The 15,871-nt window shown below is 74.5% G+C and carries 17 protein-coding genes and 1 pseudogene; 11 read left to right on the top strand and 7 right to left on the bottom strand.

The window, feature by feature from the left end; all coding sequences use genetic code 11:
- Positions 1-157: 157 nt before the first annotated feature.
- Positions 158-1,999, top strand: coding sequence for a glycosyltransferase family 87 protein (locus IEY37_RS07730; protein ID WP_229674154.1), 1,842 nt, complete (start codon positions 158-160; stop codon positions 1,997-1,999).
- 2 nt (positions 2,000-2,001) lie between these two features.
- Positions 2,002-2,688: a YoaK family protein gene (locus IEY37_RS07725; protein ID WP_188940984.1), complete on the top strand. Its 687-nt coding sequence runs from the start codon at positions 2,002-2,004 to the stop codon at positions 2,686-2,688.
- Between the two features lie 74 nt (positions 2,689-2,762).
- Here the strand turns inward: IEY37_RS07725 and IEY37_RS07720 are convergent, their stop codons facing one another.
- Positions 2,763-3,248, bottom strand: coding sequence for a VOC family protein (locus IEY37_RS07720; protein WP_188940983.1), 486 nt, complete (start codon positions 3,246-3,248; stop codon positions 2,763-2,765).
- A gap of 164 nt (positions 3,249-3,412) precedes the next feature.
- Here IEY37_RS07720 and IEY37_RS07715 point away from each other — a divergent pair, with 164 nt between their 5' ends.
- The 6 genes from IEY37_RS07715 (at position 3,413) to rplI (ending at position 6,882) form a co-directional block, all read left to right on the top strand.
- Complete coding sequence (locus tag IEY37_RS07715; protein ID WP_188940982.1) at positions 3,413-3,796, top strand: DUF8129 domain-containing protein; 384 nt, start codon at positions 3,413-3,415, stop codon at positions 3,794-3,796.
- 46 nt (positions 3,797-3,842) lie between these two features.
- Complete coding sequence (locus tag IEY37_RS07710; RefSeq protein WP_188940981.1) at positions 3,843-5,057, top strand: metal-dependent hydrolase family protein; 1,215 nt, start codon at positions 3,843-3,845, stop codon at positions 5,055-5,057.
- 164 nt (positions 5,058-5,221) lie between these two features.
- The gene (rpsF, locus tag IEY37_RS07705; protein ID WP_188940980.1) at positions 5,222-5,527 is read left to right on the top strand and encodes a 30S ribosomal protein S6; all 306 of its coding nucleotides are present in this window, start codon (positions 5,222-5,224) and stop codon (positions 5,525-5,527) included.
- Between the two features lie 4 nt (positions 5,528-5,531).
- Positions 5,532-6,053 carry a single-stranded DNA-binding protein gene (locus IEY37_RS07700; protein ID WP_188940979.1) on the top strand — a complete coding sequence of 174 codons (522 nt, stop codon included), beginning with the start codon at positions 5,532-5,534 and terminating at the stop codon, positions 6,051-6,053.
- Positions 6,054-6,154: 101 nt separating this feature from the next.
- A complete protein-coding gene (rpsR, locus tag IEY37_RS07695) occupies positions 6,155-6,415 on the top strand; it encodes a 30S ribosomal protein S18 (RefSeq protein WP_188940978.1) in 261 nt (86 codons plus the stop codon).
- A gap of 14 nt (positions 6,416-6,429) precedes the next feature.
- Positions 6,430-6,882 (top strand): 50S ribosomal protein L9, encoded by a 453-nt coding sequence (gene rplI, locus IEY37_RS07690; protein WP_188940977.1) that lies wholly within the window; start codon positions 6,430-6,432, stop codon positions 6,880-6,882.
- 76 nt (positions 6,883-6,958) lie between these two features.
- Here rplI and IEY37_RS07685 read toward each other — a convergent pair whose 3' ends face one another.
- From IEY37_RS07685 to IEY37_RS07670, 4 genes and pseudogenes are all read right to left on the bottom strand, one after another.
- Positions 6,959-7,432, bottom strand: a complete 474-nt coding sequence (locus IEY37_RS07685; RefSeq protein WP_188940976.1) for a universal stress protein — start codon at positions 7,430-7,432, stop codon at positions 6,959-6,961.
- On the bottom strand, positions 7,429-7,896 hold the full coding sequence (locus IEY37_RS07680; protein WP_188940975.1) for a universal stress protein: 468 nt from the start codon (positions 7,894-7,896) through the stop codon (positions 7,429-7,431). The genes IEY37_RS07685 and IEY37_RS07680 overlap by 4 nt, the downstream gene beginning before the upstream one ends.
- Positions 7,893-9,393: pseudogene (locus IEY37_RS07675) on the bottom strand (amino acid permease). The gene IEY37_RS07680 and the pseudogene IEY37_RS07675 overlap by 4 nt, the downstream one beginning before the upstream one ends.
- A 232-nt stretch (positions 9,394-9,625) precedes the next feature.
- Positions 9,626-10,963 (bottom strand): MFS transporter, encoded by a 1,338-nt coding sequence (locus tag IEY37_RS07670; protein WP_188940974.1) that lies wholly within the window; start codon positions 10,961-10,963, stop codon positions 9,626-9,628.
- Between the two features lie 600 nt (positions 10,964-11,563).
- Here IEY37_RS07670 and dnaB point away from each other — a divergent pair.
- The gene (gene dnaB / locus IEY37_RS07665; protein WP_188940973.1) at positions 11,564-12,952 is read left to right on the top strand and encodes a replicative DNA helicase; all 1,389 of its coding nucleotides are present in this window, start codon (positions 11,564-11,566) and stop codon (positions 12,950-12,952) included.
- Between the two features lie 84 nt (positions 12,953-13,036).
- Here the strand turns inward: dnaB and IEY37_RS07660 are convergent, their stop codons facing one another.
- Both IEY37_RS07660 and IEY37_RS07655 read right to left on the bottom strand, forming a co-directional pair.
- The gene (locus tag IEY37_RS07660; protein WP_188940972.1) at positions 13,037-13,603 is read right to left on the bottom strand and encodes an NYN domain-containing protein; all 567 of its coding nucleotides are present in this window, start codon (positions 13,601-13,603) and stop codon (positions 13,037-13,039) included.
- 97 nt (positions 13,604-13,700) lie between these two features.
- A complete protein-coding gene (locus IEY37_RS07655; protein WP_229674148.1) occupies positions 13,701-14,528 on the bottom strand; it encodes a serine hydrolase domain-containing protein in 828 nt (275 codons plus the stop codon).
- A 72-nt stretch (positions 14,529-14,600) separates the two neighbouring features.
- On the opposite strand from IEY37_RS07655, the gene IEY37_RS07650 reads away from it, so the two are divergent.
- Both IEY37_RS07650 and IEY37_RS07645 read left to right on the top strand, forming a co-directional pair.
- Positions 14,601-15,314 (top strand): SIMPL domain-containing protein, encoded by a 714-nt coding sequence (locus IEY37_RS07650; RefSeq protein WP_188940971.1) that lies wholly within the window; start codon positions 14,601-14,603, stop codon positions 15,312-15,314.
- 84 nt (positions 15,315-15,398) lie between these two features.
- Positions 15,399-15,836 carry a VOC family protein gene (locus tag IEY37_RS07645; RefSeq protein WP_188940970.1) on the top strand — a complete coding sequence of 146 codons (438 nt, stop codon included), beginning with the start codon at positions 15,399-15,401 and terminating at the stop codon, positions 15,834-15,836.
- The last annotated feature ends 35 nt before the right edge of the window (positions 15,837-15,871 follow it).

Genomic DNA, 15,871 nt, shown 5'->3' with positions numbered 1-15,871 from the left:
TCGGGCCGTCCCGAGGAAGGGTTCCGCCCGGCGGCACTGCATCGATCGGGTCACGGCGTCCTCCGACCCGGCGAGGGGTGCGGGCGTCCGGAGGGCAGTGGCGGACGTCCGGCCGTGCCGGGCGGCGGGAACAGGGCCGGCCAGTAGCATCGCGCGCGTGACCGACCTGCCCGCCGATCCGGGGTCCGAACGCCCGGAGGCGCGGCAGGGCCCGGTGTTCGCCGAGCACGAGGTGGCCGGCTCGGCCCGGCCCCCGTCGCCGTCCGGATCCCGGTCCGAGCAGCGGTCCGGGACCGTCGCCGTGGCGGACCCGGTGGCCGAACCGGCGCCGCACGGGCGCCGCGCGCGGCGGGCGGCCGTCGGCCGCGCCGACTCGCTGGGCCCGCGGGACCGGGTCGTGCCGACGTGGACGGACCCCACCGTGCGGCGCGCCAGCGACCTGGTCGGCGGCCCGCTGGGCCGGCACGCCCTCGTCGGCCGGGCCCCGATCCTCACGCCGCTGCGGGTCTGCCTGGCCATGGCGATCGTCGTGCTGATCTGCGGCTGGCTGTACAAGGCGGCCTGCATCCAGCAGACCTCCGACGGCAACGGCGGCGTGGTCCTGGACCAGGGCGGGCAGCGCCCGTGGATCACCGGTTGCTACAACGACGTGGTCCCGCTCTACGGCAGCCACAAGCTCGACACGCTCAGCAAGCCGTACGCCACGTCGTGGGACGAGGACGGGCAGGCCCGGTACATGGAGTACCCGGTGGTCACCGGGTACTGGATGTGGGGCGTGGCGGAGGTGTCGCACTGGTACGGGCAGCTGGCCGCCCAGATCGGGTTACCGGTCCCCTTGAACGTCGCCGGCTACTTCACCATCAACGCCGTCCTGCTGGCCCTGCTCTACCTGCTGGCCGTCGCCTGCACGGCCCGCATGGCGCGGCGGCGCATCTGGGACACCGCGATCATGTGCCTGTCGCCGCTGCTCGTCGTGCACGCCTTCACCAACTGGGACCTGCTCGCCATCGGGCTGACCGCGGCGGCGATGTGGGCCTGGTCCCGCGGGCGGTGGGACCCGGACCGGCCCAACGCCGCCGTGGGCTGGGCCGTCGCCTGCGGGGTGCTCGTCGGCGTGGGCACCGCCGCCAAGCTGTACCCGGTCCTGCTGCTGGGCCCGCTGCTGGTGCTGTGCGTGCGGACGGGCCGGCTGCGGCCGTGGTTCGCGGCGGCCGGCTCGGCGGCGGTGGTCTGGCTGGTGATCAACGTGCCGGTCGCGCTCGCCTATCCGAGCGGCTGGTACGAGTTCATCCGGCTCAACTCCGAGCGGCCGGCCGAGTACGACTCCTGGTACTTCCTCTTCTCGACCTTCTCCGGCAGCCGGGTGTTCGACGCGGCGCCCGGCGCCACGTCGCCGACCTTCCTGAACTGGTTCTCGCTGCTGCTGTTCGGCATCGCGTGCGTGGCGATCGGCTGGTTCGCGCTGGCGGCCCGGCGCCGGCCCCGCGTGGCGCAGCTGTTCTTCCTCGTCGTGGCGGCGTTCCTGCTGACCAACAAGGTGTGGTCCCCGCAGTACTCGCTGTGGCTGCTGCCGCTGGTCGTGCTCGCCCTGCCCCGCTGGCGGCCCGTGCTGGCCTGGCAGTTCGCCGAGTGGGCGGTCTGGATCCTGCTGATGCTGACCTTTGACACCGACGCCGGCAAGAACCTGCCGATCTACCCGTTCGCCGGCGCGGCGGTCATCCGCGACGTCCTGCTGCTCGCGCTCGTGATCCGGGTGGTCCGGGAGATCCGGCGGCCGGACCGGGACCTGGTCCGGCTGGCCGGGGACGACGACCCCACCGGCGGCGTGCTCGACGGGGCGCCCGACCGCAGGACCGTCCCCGGGCTGGTGCTGGCCGGACCGCTGGGCCGGGTCCGGGCACTGCGCGGAGCCCGGGGCCGGTCCGCGGCCGGCGACTGGGACGACCCGGGGGACCCGGACGTCCCCGCCGCGGTGGGCCCGACGCCGGCCCGCGGCTGACGGTGACCGCCGCCGGCACCGGAGCCGCCCCGGACGTGCTGTCGGTCCCGGCGGGCCTGCTGCTGCTGGTCGGCACGGGCTACGTGGACGCCTACACCTTCCTCGAGCACGGCGGTGTCTTCGCCGAGGCGATGACCGGCAACCTGGTGCTCATCGCCGTCGGCGCGCTCCGTCCCGAGGTGGTCGCGTTCTGGCGGCCGCTGGTGGCCTACCTCGCGTTCGTCGCAGGGGTGGCGGCGCTCTGGCTCTCCGCCACCCGTCCGGCCCTGCGCGGCCGTCGCCACCCGCAGCTCGCCACCCTGCTGCTCGAGGTCGTCGTGCTCCTGGCGGTCGGGGCGCTGCCCGGGGACGCGCCGGACGTCCCGGTCATCCTGGCCATCGCGTTCGTGTCCGGCCTGCAGATCGCCGCGTTCCGCACCGTCGGCCAGGCCGCCTTCACCACCACGGTGATGACCACCAACTCGATGCGGGCGGTGGTCGCCGCGCTGGAGGCGGTCGGCGCCCGCTCCGCCGAGGCGCGCCGGCGCGCGGTCGGCCAGGCGCTGCCCCTGGTGGCGTTCGTCGCCGGCGCCTTCGCCGGGGCGGCGGCGAGCACGGGGCTGGGCGGCCGGGCGGCGTTCCCGGCCGCGGCGGTGTTCGCGGTGACGGCGCTGCTGTACGTCCGGCAGCGGCGGCGCCCGGCGCCGTAGGGCGCTGCCGGCGCGGCCCGCTCCACGTCCGTCCCGGACCGCGACGGACGCCGGGTCGGATTCGTGCGGGACGGTCAGCTCAGCTGGACGGTGCCGTCCGCGGCGACGTGCCACGTCGGGTTGTGCGCGATTTCCCACAGGACGCCGTTCGGGTCCGCGACGTGCGCGTGGTAGATCCCACCGAAGGCACCGTCCTGCGGCGGGGTGTGGACGGTGGCGCCCGCCGCGACCAGGTCGGCGACCGTCCGGTCGACCGCCTCGCGGCTGTCGACGTTGTGCGCCAGGGTCACGCCGGACACCCCGCCGGTGCGGGCGGCCGCTGCGGTGCCCGCGGTGTCCGGGCCAGTGGTCTCCGCGCCGGTGGTGTCCGGGCCGCCCAGGTCCCGGTCGAACGACCTCGACTCGAACAGCCCGAGCAGCAGGCCCGGCGCCACCTGGAAGAACAGGACCTCGCCGGGCACGTCGACGGTGGGCGTCCAGCCCAGCCCGTCCCGGTAGAACCGCCGCGCCGCGTCCAGGTCGGGCGTCGAGAGGGTCAGGAAGTGCAGCTGCGGGTGCATGGCCGGCCTCCGGTCGTCGGGACCCGCCCACTCTGTCAGGCAGCACCGACAGCGGCGCCCGCCGCCGGGCGGGCCGCATGCGGCCGGGCCGGGCCGGGTACCTGACCCGGACCGGGGCCGGCCGGTCCGCGACCGCCGACCCGTCCGCCAGCGAGAGGAGTGCCATGACGGCCACCGACGTGCCGGGTGGGACCGACGACCGCAGCGCGCTGCCCATCCCCGACTACGACCACCTGCCGATCGGCTCGCTGGGCAGCCGCATCCGGGCCCTGGACCTCGGTCGGCTGCAGACCCTGCTGGCCTACGAGCAGGCCCACGGCAACCGGTTGCCGGCCGTGCAGCTGATGACGGCGCGGCTGGCCGAGCTGGAGCAGGAAGCGCAACCCTCGGGCGGGGACCCGGCGGCGGCACAGCCGGAGTCGTCGTCCGGGGCGACCGGGTCCGCGGTCGGCCCGCAGACCAGCGGCCCGACGCCGGACGTGCAGTTCCAGGGCGTGCCCGGCGAGCCGCGGCGACCGCACTCCGGCCGCTCGGCGACCTCGAAGTAGCGGCCCACCGGCGGCGCGTCCCCGGGGCGGGGCTACCGTCCGGGGGATGAGCAGGACGGTCTTCACCGGCGGCACGGTCTACGACGGCACCACCAGCCTCCCCGCAGTCGGGGACGTGGTGGTGGAGGACGGCCGCGTCGTCGAGGTCGGCACGGACCTGGACGGCGACGAGGCGGTGGACTGCACGGGCGCGTACGTCTCGCCGGGCTTCTTCGACTGCCACGTGCACGTCACGATGGAGCGGCCCAACGTGCTGCAGACCATCGCGACCCCGTTCAGCCTGCAGTTCTACCTGGCCGCCGCGAACCTGAAGAAGACCCTGGACGTGGGCATCACCACCGTCCGGGACGCCGGCGGGGCGGACCAGGGCGTCAAGGAGGCCGTCAGCCGCGGGCTCATCCCGGGGCCGCGCATGCAGATCGCGATCATCATGCTGAGCCAGACCGGCGGGCACGGCGACGACTGGGAGATCTGCGGGGCACCTGCCCCGTTCTTCGTGCCGCACCCCGGGCGGCCGAGCGGTGTCGTGGACGGCCCGCTCGAGGTCCGCCGGCGGGTCCGGGAGCTGATCCGGGCCGGTGCCGACGTGATCAAGGTGGCGACCACCGGCGGCGTGCTGTCGCCGCGGGACGACCCGCGCCACCCGCACTTCCGCGACGACGAGATCGCCGAGATGGTGGCCGAGGCGACGGCGGCCGGGCTGCACGTCATGGCGCACGCCCAGGGCGCGGGCGGCATCAAGGCGGCGCTGCGCAACGGCGTCCGGTCCATCGAGCACGGCATCTTCCTCGACGACGAGGCGATCGACATGATGCTGCAGCGCGGCGCCTGGCTGGTGCCGACGCTGCACGCGCCGCGCGCCGTGCTGGCCGCCGCCGACGAGGGCATGCCGCTGCCGCAGGCGGTGGTGGACAAGGCCCGGTCGGTCTCCGACGCCCACCGGGACAGCGTCCGGCGCGCCCACGAGGCCGGCGTCCGGATCGCCATGGGCACCGACTGCGGTGTCGGCCTGCACGGCACCAACCTGGACGAGCTGGAGCTGATGACCGGCACCGGCATGTCGCCGCTCGAGGCGCTGCACGCCACCACCGGGTCCGCGGCCGAGCTGCTCGACGTGGCGCAGGACCGCGGCACCCTGGCGCCGGGGCGCCGGGCCGACCTGGTGGTGGTCGACGGCGATCCGGGTGACGTCACGGGGCTGGCCGGCCGGGTCCGCGCGGTCTACCTGGACGGCGTGCGGGTCGGCGGTCGCGAGGCCTGACCCGGCCGTCAGCGCTGGTAGACTTGCCGGGTTGTGCCGCCCGCCGGCAGGATCGGCGGGCTTTTCCGTGTGCGGCCCCGGCCGATGCCGTCCGCACGGGCACGGCGAGCACCACCCTCCTGCCGCGGAGAGACCGCGGCCGAACGAGTCCACAGGAGGTGCACGTGAGCGTTTCGACCGCTGCACGTCACTACGAGCTGTTGCTCATCCTCGATCCCAGCCTCGACGAGCGCACCGTCGCCCCGTCGATCGACACGTTCCTCAACGTGGTCCGCCAGGGCGGCGGCACCGTCGAGAACGTCGACGTGTGGGGCCGCCGCCGGCTGGCCTACGAGATCGACAAGAACGCCGAGGGCATCTACGCCGTCATCCGGCTGAACGCGGCCAGCCCCGTGGTCAGCGAGCTGGACCGCCAGCTGAACCTGAACGAGTCGGTGCTCCGCACCAAGATCACGCGTTCCGGGAAGTGACCTGATGGCCGGCGAAACCGTCATCACGGTCATCGGCAACCTCACCGCCGATCCGGAACTGCGCTTCACCGCATCGGGCGCCGCGGTCGCGAACTTCACGGTCGCGTCCACCCCGCGCACGTTCGACCGCACCACCAACGAGTGGAAGGACGGCGAGGCGCTCTTCCTGCGCTGCAACGTCTGGCGGCAGATCGCCGAGAACGTCGCCGAGTCGCTCACCCGCGGGTCGCGCGTCATCGTCTCGGGCCGGCTGCGCCAGCGGTCGTTCGAGACCAAGGAAGGCGAGAAGCGCACCGTCATCGAGATGGAGGTCGACGAGATCGGCCCCTCGCTGCGGTACGCGACGGCCAAGGTCAACCGGGCGAACCGCGGTGACTCCGGCGGTGGCGGCGGGTACGGCAGCGGCGGCGGTGGCGGCTACAGCGGCGGCGGCGGTGGCAGTCGCGGCGGGAGCTCGGCGCCGTCCGACGACCCGTGGGGCTCCGCGCCGGCCGCCGGCGGCTACTCCGACGAGCCGCCCTTCTAACGGTCGCCGTCGCACCGGCCGCCGCGAGCGCCGGTGCACCGCCGTCCCGGACCGGGACCCGGCCGACCGTCCACGACAACCCTCGAAAGACCTGTGAAGCGATGAGAGAACGACGCCAGTCCAGCAAGCCAGCCGCCGCCAACCGCAAGGTGAAGAAGAAGGTGTGCGCGTTCTGCAAGGACAACGCGCAGCCGATCGACTACAAGGACCTGAACCTGCTCCGCAAGTTCATCTCCGACCGGGGCAAGATCCGTGCCCGCCGGGTCACCGGCAACTGCACCCAGCACCAGCGGGACGTCGCCACGGCCGTGAAGAACGCCCGTGAGGTCGCGCTGCTGCCCTACACCAGCACCGCCCGCTGAGAGAGGGACGAGACATGAAGCTCATCCTGACCGCGGACGTCGCCGGCCTCGGCGCGCCCGGGGACGTCGTCGAGGTGCGGGACGGCTACGGCCGCAACTACCTGCTGCCGCAGCGCAAGGCCATCGTCGCCACCGCCGGTGCCGAGAAGCAGGTCGCCACGATCAAGCGGGCCCAGCAGGCCCGGGAGATCCGCGGCACCGAGCACGCCAACGAGGTCAAGCAGGCCCTCGAGCGGCTGTCCGGCCTGACGATCACCGCCCGGACCACGGGTGACGGCCGGCGGCTGTTCGGCTCGATCACCGCGGTGGACGTCGCGGCGGCGATCAAGGCGGCCGGCGGCCCGACGCTGGACAAGAACACCATCAAGACCGACGGGCACATCAAGACGGTGGGCACCCACCCGGTGTCCGTCGCGCTGCACCCGGGCGTCACCGCGACGCTGCAGGTCACCGTCTCCGGCGGCTGACCCACCCCGCACCGGCCACGGCCCGGTCCCGCCACCGCGGGGCCGGGCCGTCGCCGTTCCCGGCGCCCGGGTCCGGTCAGCCGGGCTCCGGGGCGCGGGCCAGGACCTCCGCGGCGCTGTCGGCGTCCGGCACCATCAGGGCCGGCACCGGAGCGTGCCGGACCAGCTGCACCGCGCGGGAGCCGAGGAACACCTGCGCCACCGGCCCGATCCGGGTGGAACCGATGACCAGGATCTCCCGCGCGTCCCAGTCGAGCCGGTCCACCGCGTCGGCCCAGCCGTCCCCGGCGGCGACGGCGGTGGTGACCTCGCGCAGCGGCCCGTCGGCGGTCAGCGCGGCGACCGCGGCCTCCTGTTCCCGGCGGGCCTGCTCCAGCCAGGCCGCCAGCACCATGTCCTCGGCGTCCAGACCGGCCTCCGGCGGGTACATGGTGCGGCCGCGCACCCCGAGCGTCACCACCCGCAGCGGGACGTCCAGCCGCCGGGTCCAGGCCGCCGTCGCGCGGAGCACCGCCAGCGACTCGCGGGTCCCGGAGAACGCGCACGTCACCCGGCTGACCCGGGTGCCGGGCTGACCCGGTACCCGCGCGGAGCCACGGCCACCGCCAGGGGCGAGGAGTGCAGCAGCGGCTCGGAGGTCGAGCCCAGCACCAGCCGACCGAGCGGGCCGTCACCGGACGACCCGAGGACCAAGAGGTCCGCGACCGCCTCGGCGGCCGCCGCGAGCAGCGTCCTGCGGACCGAGGACCCGGCGACGGTCCGGTAGGTCACCGTGACGTCCGGCCCGGCGGCGGCCACCTGCTCCCCGGCCGCCGCGAGCGCCCGCGCCCCCTGCTCGGCCGCCCAGGCGGCGAACTCGGCGTCGACCCTGGCGGGCGAGGGCGTCCGCCAGCCGGCGGAGACGACCGTCACCACGGCGACCGGTTCGGCGGTCCCGGACCGCGCGAGCTGCAGGGCCAGGTCGAGCGCGGCGCGACCGCCCTGCCCGGGGACGAACCCGGCCGCGATGGTCACGGCAGCGGCCGGTCGCCGGCCACGACGTCGGGCAAGGCGTTGAGCGCGGAGTGCCGGCGCCCCCACAGCAGGTAGAAGGCGAGCACCACGGCCACCCAGCAGGCGAACACCAGCCAGGTGATCCAACTCAACCCGTGCAGGACGTACAGGCACGCCAGCACCGTCAACACCGGGTGACCGGGTACCCGGGCACCCGGAACCCGCGGGGCAGGTCCGGGGCGGTCCGCCGCAGCACCATCACGCCGATCGCGACCACGATGAACGCCGCCAGCGTGCCGATGCTCGTCACGTCGGACAGGACCGACAGCGGCACCAGCGCCGCCAGCACGGCGACAGCGGCGGCCACCACCACGGTGTTGAACGTCGGCGTCAGCGTGCGCGGGTCCACCCGGGCGAACCGCTGCGGCAGCATCCCGTCCCGGCCCATCGCGAACAGGATCCGGGTCTGCCCGTAGAGGGTGACCAGGGTGACCGAGAAGATCGACACCACCGCGCCGGCGGCCAGCACGATGCCGGGCACGGTGCTGCCGGTGACGTGCTGCAGGATCAGCGCCAGCCCGGCCTCCTGTCCTTCGAAGTCCGTCCAGCGCTGCGCCCCGATGGCCGCCCCGGCCACCAGCAGGTAGAACACGACGACGATGCCGAGCGCGGCCAGGATCGCCCGCGGCATGGTGCGCTGCGGGTCCTTGACCTCCTCGCCGGCCGTCGACACCGCGTCCAGACCGATGAAGGAGAAGAAGATCGTCCCGGCCGCCGCCCCGACGCCGGAGAAGCCCAGCGGCAGGAACGGGCTGAAGTTGCCGGCCCGGAACGCGGTCAGCGCGATCACCACGAACAGTGCCAGCACGCCGAGCTTGACGATCACCATGACCGCGTTGGCCGCCGCCGACTCGCTCGCGCCGCGGACGAGCAGCAGCGCACAGAGGCCGATCAGCACCACGGCCGGCAGGTTGACGACGCCGCGGACCCCGGCGTCGGACACCGAGTCCGGCGCGTGGGACAGCGCGTAGGGCAGCTCGAACCCGAACAGGTCGTGCAGCAGGGTGTTCAGGTAGCCGCTCCAGCCGACCGCCACCGCGGCGGTGGAGACGCCGTACTCCAGCAGGAGGCAGGCGGCGATGCCCATGGCGGCCAGCTCGCCGAGGGTCGCGTAGGCGTAGGAGCAGGTCGACCCGGAGACCGGGATCGTCGATGCCAGCTCGGCGTAGCAGATGGCCGAGAGGCCGGCGGCCAGGCCGGCGATCAGGAACGACACCAGGACCCCGGGGCCGGCCTTGGGGACGGCGGTGGACAGCACGAAGAAGATGCCCGTGCCGATCTCGTCGAGCCGACACCGAACATCGTCAGCTGGAACGTGCCGATGGAGCGCCGCAGTGCCGGGCCGTCGTGGCCGCGGCCGGTATCCGTCCCGGGCGCCGCCGCGCCGCCAGGGCCGGCGCCGCCGGTCGGCCGCCGGCGCAGCAACTGGTGGGACAGGGTCGGCGGGGGAGCTGTCACCGGGCGGCCTCCTGGCGCGGGCGACGGGGACGGTCCGCGGCGACGCCGCGTGCGTGCATGATCCACCCACCGTGTCCGGCGCGGTCACCCGGGCCGTCCGTGAGCCGCCGGACGGTGACGTCAGGACCGGTGCACCGACCCGCGCCCCGCCCTCGCCGACCTGCACGTCCCGCCCTCGCCCGGACGGCGACGTGCCCGGCACCCCGCGGGGCGCCGGGCACGTCGGCCGAGGTCAGTGGGCGGCGGCGATGCGGCTCAGATGGCGCCGGGCCGGGCCGAGCAGCACCACGAGCCCGACGGCGACGCAGATGCCGCCGAACCAGAACGGGGCCGCGTGGCCGATCGATTCGCCGAGCTTGCCGCAGACGTACGGCGACACCGCGCCGCCGAGGAACCGGATGAAGTTGTAGCCGGCGCTGGCGACCGGGCGCGGCACCGGCGAGACGTTCATGGCCGTCTCGGTGAACAGGGTGTTCAGCACGCCCAGCGGCGCCCCGCAGGCGATCACCAGGACCGTCACGGCGGTGGGGTGCGCGACCGACAGCGCGACGGCCACCAGCAGCACGGCGAACAGGCCCAGGGCCGCCCCGAACGCGGCCGGCAGGCCGATGCGCCGGCGCAGCCACGGCGCGACCCAGACCGCGCAGATGCCGAGCAGCACGCCCCAGCCGAAGAACATCCCGCCGATGCCGTAGGCGCCGTAGGGCAGCACGAACGGCACGTAGGCCAGCACGGCGAAGAACCCGCCGTTGTAGAGCAGGGCGGCCAGGCCGGTGAACAGCAGTCCGCCGTGCGACAGGGCGCGCAGCGGGTCCGCCGGCCGGATGGAGTGCGCGACGGTCACCCGGTCCTTGAGCAGGAACAGGATGGCCAGCAGGGCCAGCGCCATCAGCACGCCGACGCCGAAGAACGGCAGCCGGAAGTTCAGGTCGCCCAGCACCGCCCCGACCAGCGGCCCGAGCGAGATGCCGATGCCCAGCGCCGCCTCGTACAGCGTGATCGCCTTGGAGGCGCCGCCGCGGGCCACCGCGATGATGGCCGCCAGCGCGGTGGCGATGAACAGGGCGTTCCCCAGTCCCCAGCCGGCGCGCCAGCCGACCAGCGCGGCCACCGACGGGGACGTGCCCGCCAGGCTGGCGAAGACGATGATCACGCAGAGCCCGATGATCAGCGTGGTGCGGCCGCCGAGGCGGCTGGAGAAGAACGAGGTGACCAGCATGGCGATCGAGGTCACCAGGAGATAGCTGGTGAACAGCAGCGACACCTGGCTGGGCGTGGCGTCGAAGTTGGCGGCGATCGACTTGAGGATGGGGTCGACCAGCCCGATGCCCATGAACGAGACCATCGCGGCGAAGGCCAGCACCCAGACGGCGATCGGCTGGCGGCCGGGTGCCTCCGGCTCGGCGTCGACGGCGTCGAAGGCCGGGACGGCCGAGCCGGCCTCCGCGGCGGCGTCGGCCCAGCCGGACGGGGCGACCGGCGACGGGGCGCCCGGCGACGAGATTCCCGGGGCGGACGGCGCCGGGACGGGGACCCCGGGCTGCTCGGTCGGGACGCGGCTTGCGGTCATGGCACGGTCACTTTCGGCGGACGGGTGGGACGGCCCGGGCGGTGCCGCGACGGTCCTGCGACGGCGGCGCGCCTCCGGGCCATGTACTTAGCAACGTTAATCGACTGTCCGGGCTTCCGCGAGCCACGGTGGCGGCCGTCGCGGCAGACCGCCGGACGAGGTCACGGCCAGGTCACGACGGCGACACGCCGACGGCGCGCCGGGGTGCGGACGAATTCTGCTGTCCACACCACCCGAGCCGGTCCCGAGGCCGCCGACCTGCGACGACGGGTTGCGCGGCGGGATATTTCCCCAACCTGTCCACAACCGGTGTGGACGAGACCGGACCGTCACCTGCGGGGACGCCGGCCTGTCCCCAGGTCATCCCCGGCCGGTGCACAGCGGCTCCTGGCCGACCGGCGGCGAACCCCCTAGCGTCCTCGCGACGCCTCGCGCGCCGCGGTCCGCGGGGACTGTCGGTGCCGCCGGGTAGACAGGTGTTCGAACCCGTCGCCGGATCGCCGGCCGGAACCGGACCCGACCGCCCCGCACGGGCCGCCCTCCGGCGGCCCGTGCGGGGCGGACGGTCGAGAGCACGGCGACAGCCGGAGGAGGTCGGGTATGGCGGTCGTCGACGACCGGTGGCAGTCCGCGCCGCCGCGGGATCCCGCCCCGTTCGAGCGGCAGCCGCCGCAGGACCTGGCGGCGGAGCAGTCCGTCCTGGGCGGGATGCTGCTGTCCAAGGACGCGATCGCCGACGTCGTCGAGGAGCTGACGGACGCCGACTTCTACAAGCCGGCGCACGCGCTGGTCTTCGACACCGTCGTGGGCCTGTACGCCCGCGGGGAGCCGGCCGACGTGGTCACCGTCGCGGCGGAGCTGGACCGGGCCGGCTCGCTGTCCCGGGTGGGCGGTGCGCTGTACCTGCACACCCTGACCTCGTCGGTGCCGACGGCCGCGAACGCCTCGTACTACGCCCGGATCGTCGCGGAGAAGGCCGTGCTGCGCCGGCTGGTCGAGGCCGGGACGCGGATCGTGCAGCTGGGCTACGGCGGCAACGAGGGCCAGGTCGGCGGCGGCGAGGTCGACGAGATCGTCGACCGGGCGCAGGCGGAGATCTTCGAGGTGACCGAGCGGCGGACCAGCGAGGACTACGTGGTCCTCGAGGAGCTGCTGCAGCCCACCATGGACGAGATCGACGCCATCGCCTCGCGCGGGGGCATGTCGTCGGGCGTGCCGACCGGCTTCGCGGACCTGGACTCGTTGACCAACGGCCTGCACCCCGGCCAGATGATCATCATCGCGGCCCGGCCCGGCGTCGGGAAGTCGACGCTGGCGCTGGACATCGCCCGCAACGCCTCGGTCCGGCACCGCAAGACGGCGGTGATCTTCTCGCTCGAGATGAGCAAGGCCGAGATCACCATGCGACTGCTGTCGGCGGAGGCGCAGATCCGGCTCTCGCACATGCGCGCCGGGACGATGAACGAGCAGGACTGGCAGCGCATCGTGCGGCGGATGAGCGAGATCTCGGACGCGCCGCTGTTCATCGACGACTCGCCCAACATGACGATGATGGAGATCCGGGCGAAGGCCCGCCGGCTCAAGCAGCGCCACCAGCTCGAGCTCATCGTCCTGGACTACCTGCAGCTGATGAGCTCGGGCAAGAAGGTCGAGTCGCGCCAGCAGGAGGTCTCCGAGTTCTCCCGGCAGATGAAGCTGCTGGCCAAGGAGCTCGAGGTGCCGGTCATCGCCATCTCGCAGCTCAACCGTGGTCCCGAGCAGCGCACGGACAAGCGCCCGATGCTGTCCGACCTGCGGGAGTCCGGCTCGCTCGAGCAGGACGCCGACATGGTCATCCTGGTGCACCGCCCGGACGCCTGGGAGGCCGACGACCCGCGTGCCGGCGAGGCGGACCTCATCATCGCCAAGCACCGCAACGGCCCGACGACCACGGTGTCCGTCGCGCACCAGCTGCACTACTCGCGGTTCACCGACCTGGCGCCCCAGTGACCGGGCGCCGGGCCCGACCCGGCGTGCCGGGCGGGCGCGGACCGGCGCGTGCTGCCGGCCCGGCGGCCGCGGTGCGGCCCGGGGCTACAGGAAGCGCTCGGGGTCGAACAGCTCGATCGGGATGATCCGGATCCGCGGCAGCACCACGTTGAAGGCCTTGACGTGGTCCTCGAGGTCGAACACGGTCAGCCCTGCGGCGGCGAGCTCGCCGTACGCGCCGCTGACCAGCTCGGTGAAGGCGATCAGGCCCAGCCGGCGCCGGCCGTCCTGCAGGGCGCGCACGTCGGCGACGAAGTCGGCGTCGTGGCTGAGCAGCATCACGTCGCCGGTGCGGTGCAGCAGCGCGCCGAGCGTCTTCTGGATCGCCGCGTCGACGACCTTGATCTCCGGCGGGCCGGCGACGGGGATGACGGTCCAGCCCAGCGAGACCAGGGCCTGCACGAACCCCGACGGCAGGTGGCCGGACGAGGCGTTCAGGAAGAACAGTCCCTTGACCGGGTTGCCCCACTGGGACCGGGCGAACTCCAGCACCCGCTCCCAGCGCGGCCGCTCGGCGGGCTCGGGGCGCCGGTTGAGCAACGACCCCCCGAGCGTCGCGTCGATGTTCTCGCCGTCGACGAGGACGTAGGTCTGCTCGCTGCCCGCGGTCACGGCCGCAGGGTAGCCGGGCCGTGCCGCAGCGGCGCGGCGGCCACGGGCTGCGGAGCCGGCGGCGGGTGGTCGGGCGGCTTCGGGAGCCTCGGGAGCCCTACGGAGCGGCGGCGGCGAAGGCGTGCAGCACCCGTGTCGACAGCTCCGGCCACCGCTGCACGGCCCACGGCCCGAACGCGGTGTCGCACAGCCACCCGCAGGCCAGGCCGGCGTCCGGGTCCACCCACAGGAAGCTGCCGGACTGCCCGAAGTGGCCGAAGGTCCGCGGGCTGTTCTCCGGGCTGGTCCAGTGCGGGTCCTTGTGGTCCCGGATCTCGCAGCCCAGCCCCCAGTCGTTGGCACGCTGCCGGCCGAAGCCGGGCAGGATGCCGGACAGCTCGGGGAACGCCACGGTGCTGGCCAGCGCCACCACTTCGGGACCGAGCACCCTCGGGGCGAGCAGCTCGCCGGCCAGCCGCAGCAGGTCGTCCAGCGGTCCCCGGGCCCCGCGTGCTGGGGACCCGGCGAGCACGGTGCCGGTCATCGCCAGGGGCCCGAGCACCCGGCCGGCCAGCTCGTCGGCGAACGGCCCGCCCGCGGCGGCTGCCAGCCGGTCGGCGAGCACGTCGTACCCGGTGTTGGAGTAGATCCGCCGGGTCCCGGGCGCGGCGGCCGGTTCGGCGCCCTCGAACGGCAGCCCGGACGTGTGCGCCAGCAGGTGTCGCACGGTGGCGCCCGGCGGCCCGGCCGGGGCGTCGAGGTCCAGGGTGCCGTCGAGGCAGGCGTCCAGGACGGTCAGGCAGGTGAGCAGCTTCGTCACCGAGGCCCAGTCGAACACCGTGTCCGGTCCGCTCCGCGCGCGCACCCCGCCGGCGTCGAGCACCCCGACGGCCCGCTCACCGACCGGCCAGCCGGCCGTGGCGCTGACCAGGTCGAGCTCCGGCACCGCGGGCTCCTCTCCGCCGGTGTGCCGGCCGGTCCTGTCGCGCCCGTCGCGGGGCCTGGGCAGACTGGCAGCATGCCAGCCGACGACCCCGCCGCTCCCACGGGTCCGGGTCGGCTGCCGGCCGATCCGGCCGGCGCGGCGCCGGCGCCGGTCGGTGACCCGGGTGGGGTGACGGTCTCCGGCACAGGTACCGCGGCCACTCCGGTCGACCGGGTCACCGTGTCGTTCGGAATCAGCGAGACCCGGCCGGACGCGGGCGAGGCGTTCCGGGCCGCGGCGCAGACGGCGACGCTCGTGCTGGCCATCCTGGCCGACGACGGCGCCGACTCGCGGTCGGTGCGGACCGCCGACCTGACGCTGGGGCCGCAGACCCAGTGGCGGGGCGACCGGGAGGAGCTGCTGGGCTACCAGGCCACGCAGCGGCTGATCGTGCAGATGGAGGGGCTCAGCCGCATCGAGCGGATCCTCTCGGACGTCGCGGCCGGCGGCGGCAACGGCGTCCGCATCGAGAACGTGTCGCTGACCGCCAGCGACCCGCGGACGGCGCTGGCCCAGGCCCGCGAGGCGGCGGTCGCCGACGCCCGGGAGCGGGCCGAGCACTACGCGCGGCTGGTCGGGCGGCGGCTCGGCCGGGTCCGCTGGGTCGACGAGCGGACCGGTCCGCGCGCGGCGGACCACGGCGTCGCCTTGTCCGCAGCGGCACCGCGGGCGGCGCGGATGCCGATCGCCGGTGGCGACGCCACCGTCAGCGCGTCCGTCGACGTGCGCTGGGACTGGGCCGACTGACCCCGGTGCCCGCGACCGGGGCGGCATGGGCGGACAGCCGACGGTGCCCCGGCCGGGTCGGGCGGGCCGGCGTACGGTCGGCGGATGGCTCTGGTGACCAGCTCCGGCTACTCCCACGTGCGCCTGACGGTGACGGACATCGCCCGGTCGAGGGACTTCTACCAGCGGGTGTTCGGGTGGCCGGTCGCCGTGGACACCTCCGACCGGGTCGACGAGCCCGGCGTCCGGGAGTCCCCGGAGACCTTCTACGGCGGCGTGGTGTTCGCCGTTCCCGGCGGTGCGCTGTTCGGGCTGCGGCCGGTCGCGCCGGAAGGACAGCGTTTCGCGTCCGAGCGCACCGGCCTGGACCACCTGAGCTTCGCGGTCGCCACCCGGGACGACCTGGTCGCGGCCCGCGAGGCGTTCGAGCGCGACGGCGTACCGCACGGCGACGTCAAGGACCTGGCGGACGCGGGCATCGCGATCCTGAGCTTCAGCGACCCCGACGGCATCCATCTCGAGCTGACCGCCCCGCTCGGCTGAGTCCCCGGCCGCGGAGGCACGACCGGCTTCGACGG

Source organism: Nakamurella endophytica, assembly GCF_014646215.1.
GTDB lineage: Bacteria > Actinomycetota > Actinomycetes > Mycobacteriales > Nakamurellaceae > Nakamurella > Nakamurella endophytica.
The sequence above is the reverse complement of the archived record's forward strand: the minus strand, read 5'-3'. Positions and strand labels throughout refer to the sequence as shown.

Coding starts and splice junctions, on each gene's coding strand:
- IEY37_RS07715 (WP_188940982.1), top strand. CDS start 3,413: ATGACGGCCACCGACGTGCCGGGTGGGACCGACGACCGCAGCGCGCTG.
- IEY37_RS07710 (WP_188940981.1), top strand. CDS start 3,843: ATGAGCAGGACGGTCTTCACCGGCGGCACGGTCTACGACGGCACCACC.
- IEY37_RS07645 (WP_188940970.1), top strand. CDS start 15,399: ATGGCTCTGGTGACCAGCTCCGGCTACTCCCACGTGCGCCTGACGGTG.
- IEY37_RS07720 (WP_188940983.1), bottom strand. CDS start 3,248: ATGCACCCGCAGCTGCACTTCCTGACCCTCTCGACGCCCGACCTGGAC.
- IEY37_RS07650 (WP_188940971.1), top strand. CDS start 14,601: ATGCCAGCCGACGACCCCGCCGCTCCCACGGGTCCGGGTCGGCTGCCG.
- IEY37_RS07670 (WP_188940974.1), bottom strand. CDS start 10,963: ATGACCGCAAGCCGCGTCCCGACCGAGCAGCCCGGGGTCCCCGTCCCG.
- rpsR (WP_188940978.1), top strand. CDS start 6,155: ATGAGAGAACGACGCCAGTCCAGCAAGCCAGCCGCCGCCAACCGCAAG.
- rplI (WP_188940977.1), top strand. CDS start 6,430: ATGAAGCTCATCCTGACCGCGGACGTCGCCGGCCTCGGCGCGCCCGGG.
- IEY37_RS07700 (WP_188940979.1), top strand. CDS start 5,532: ATGGCCGGCGAAACCGTCATCACGGTCATCGGCAACCTCACCGCCGAT.
- dnaB (WP_188940973.1), top strand. CDS start 11,564: ATGGCGGTCGTCGACGACCGGTGGCAGTCCGCGCCGCCGCGGGATCCC.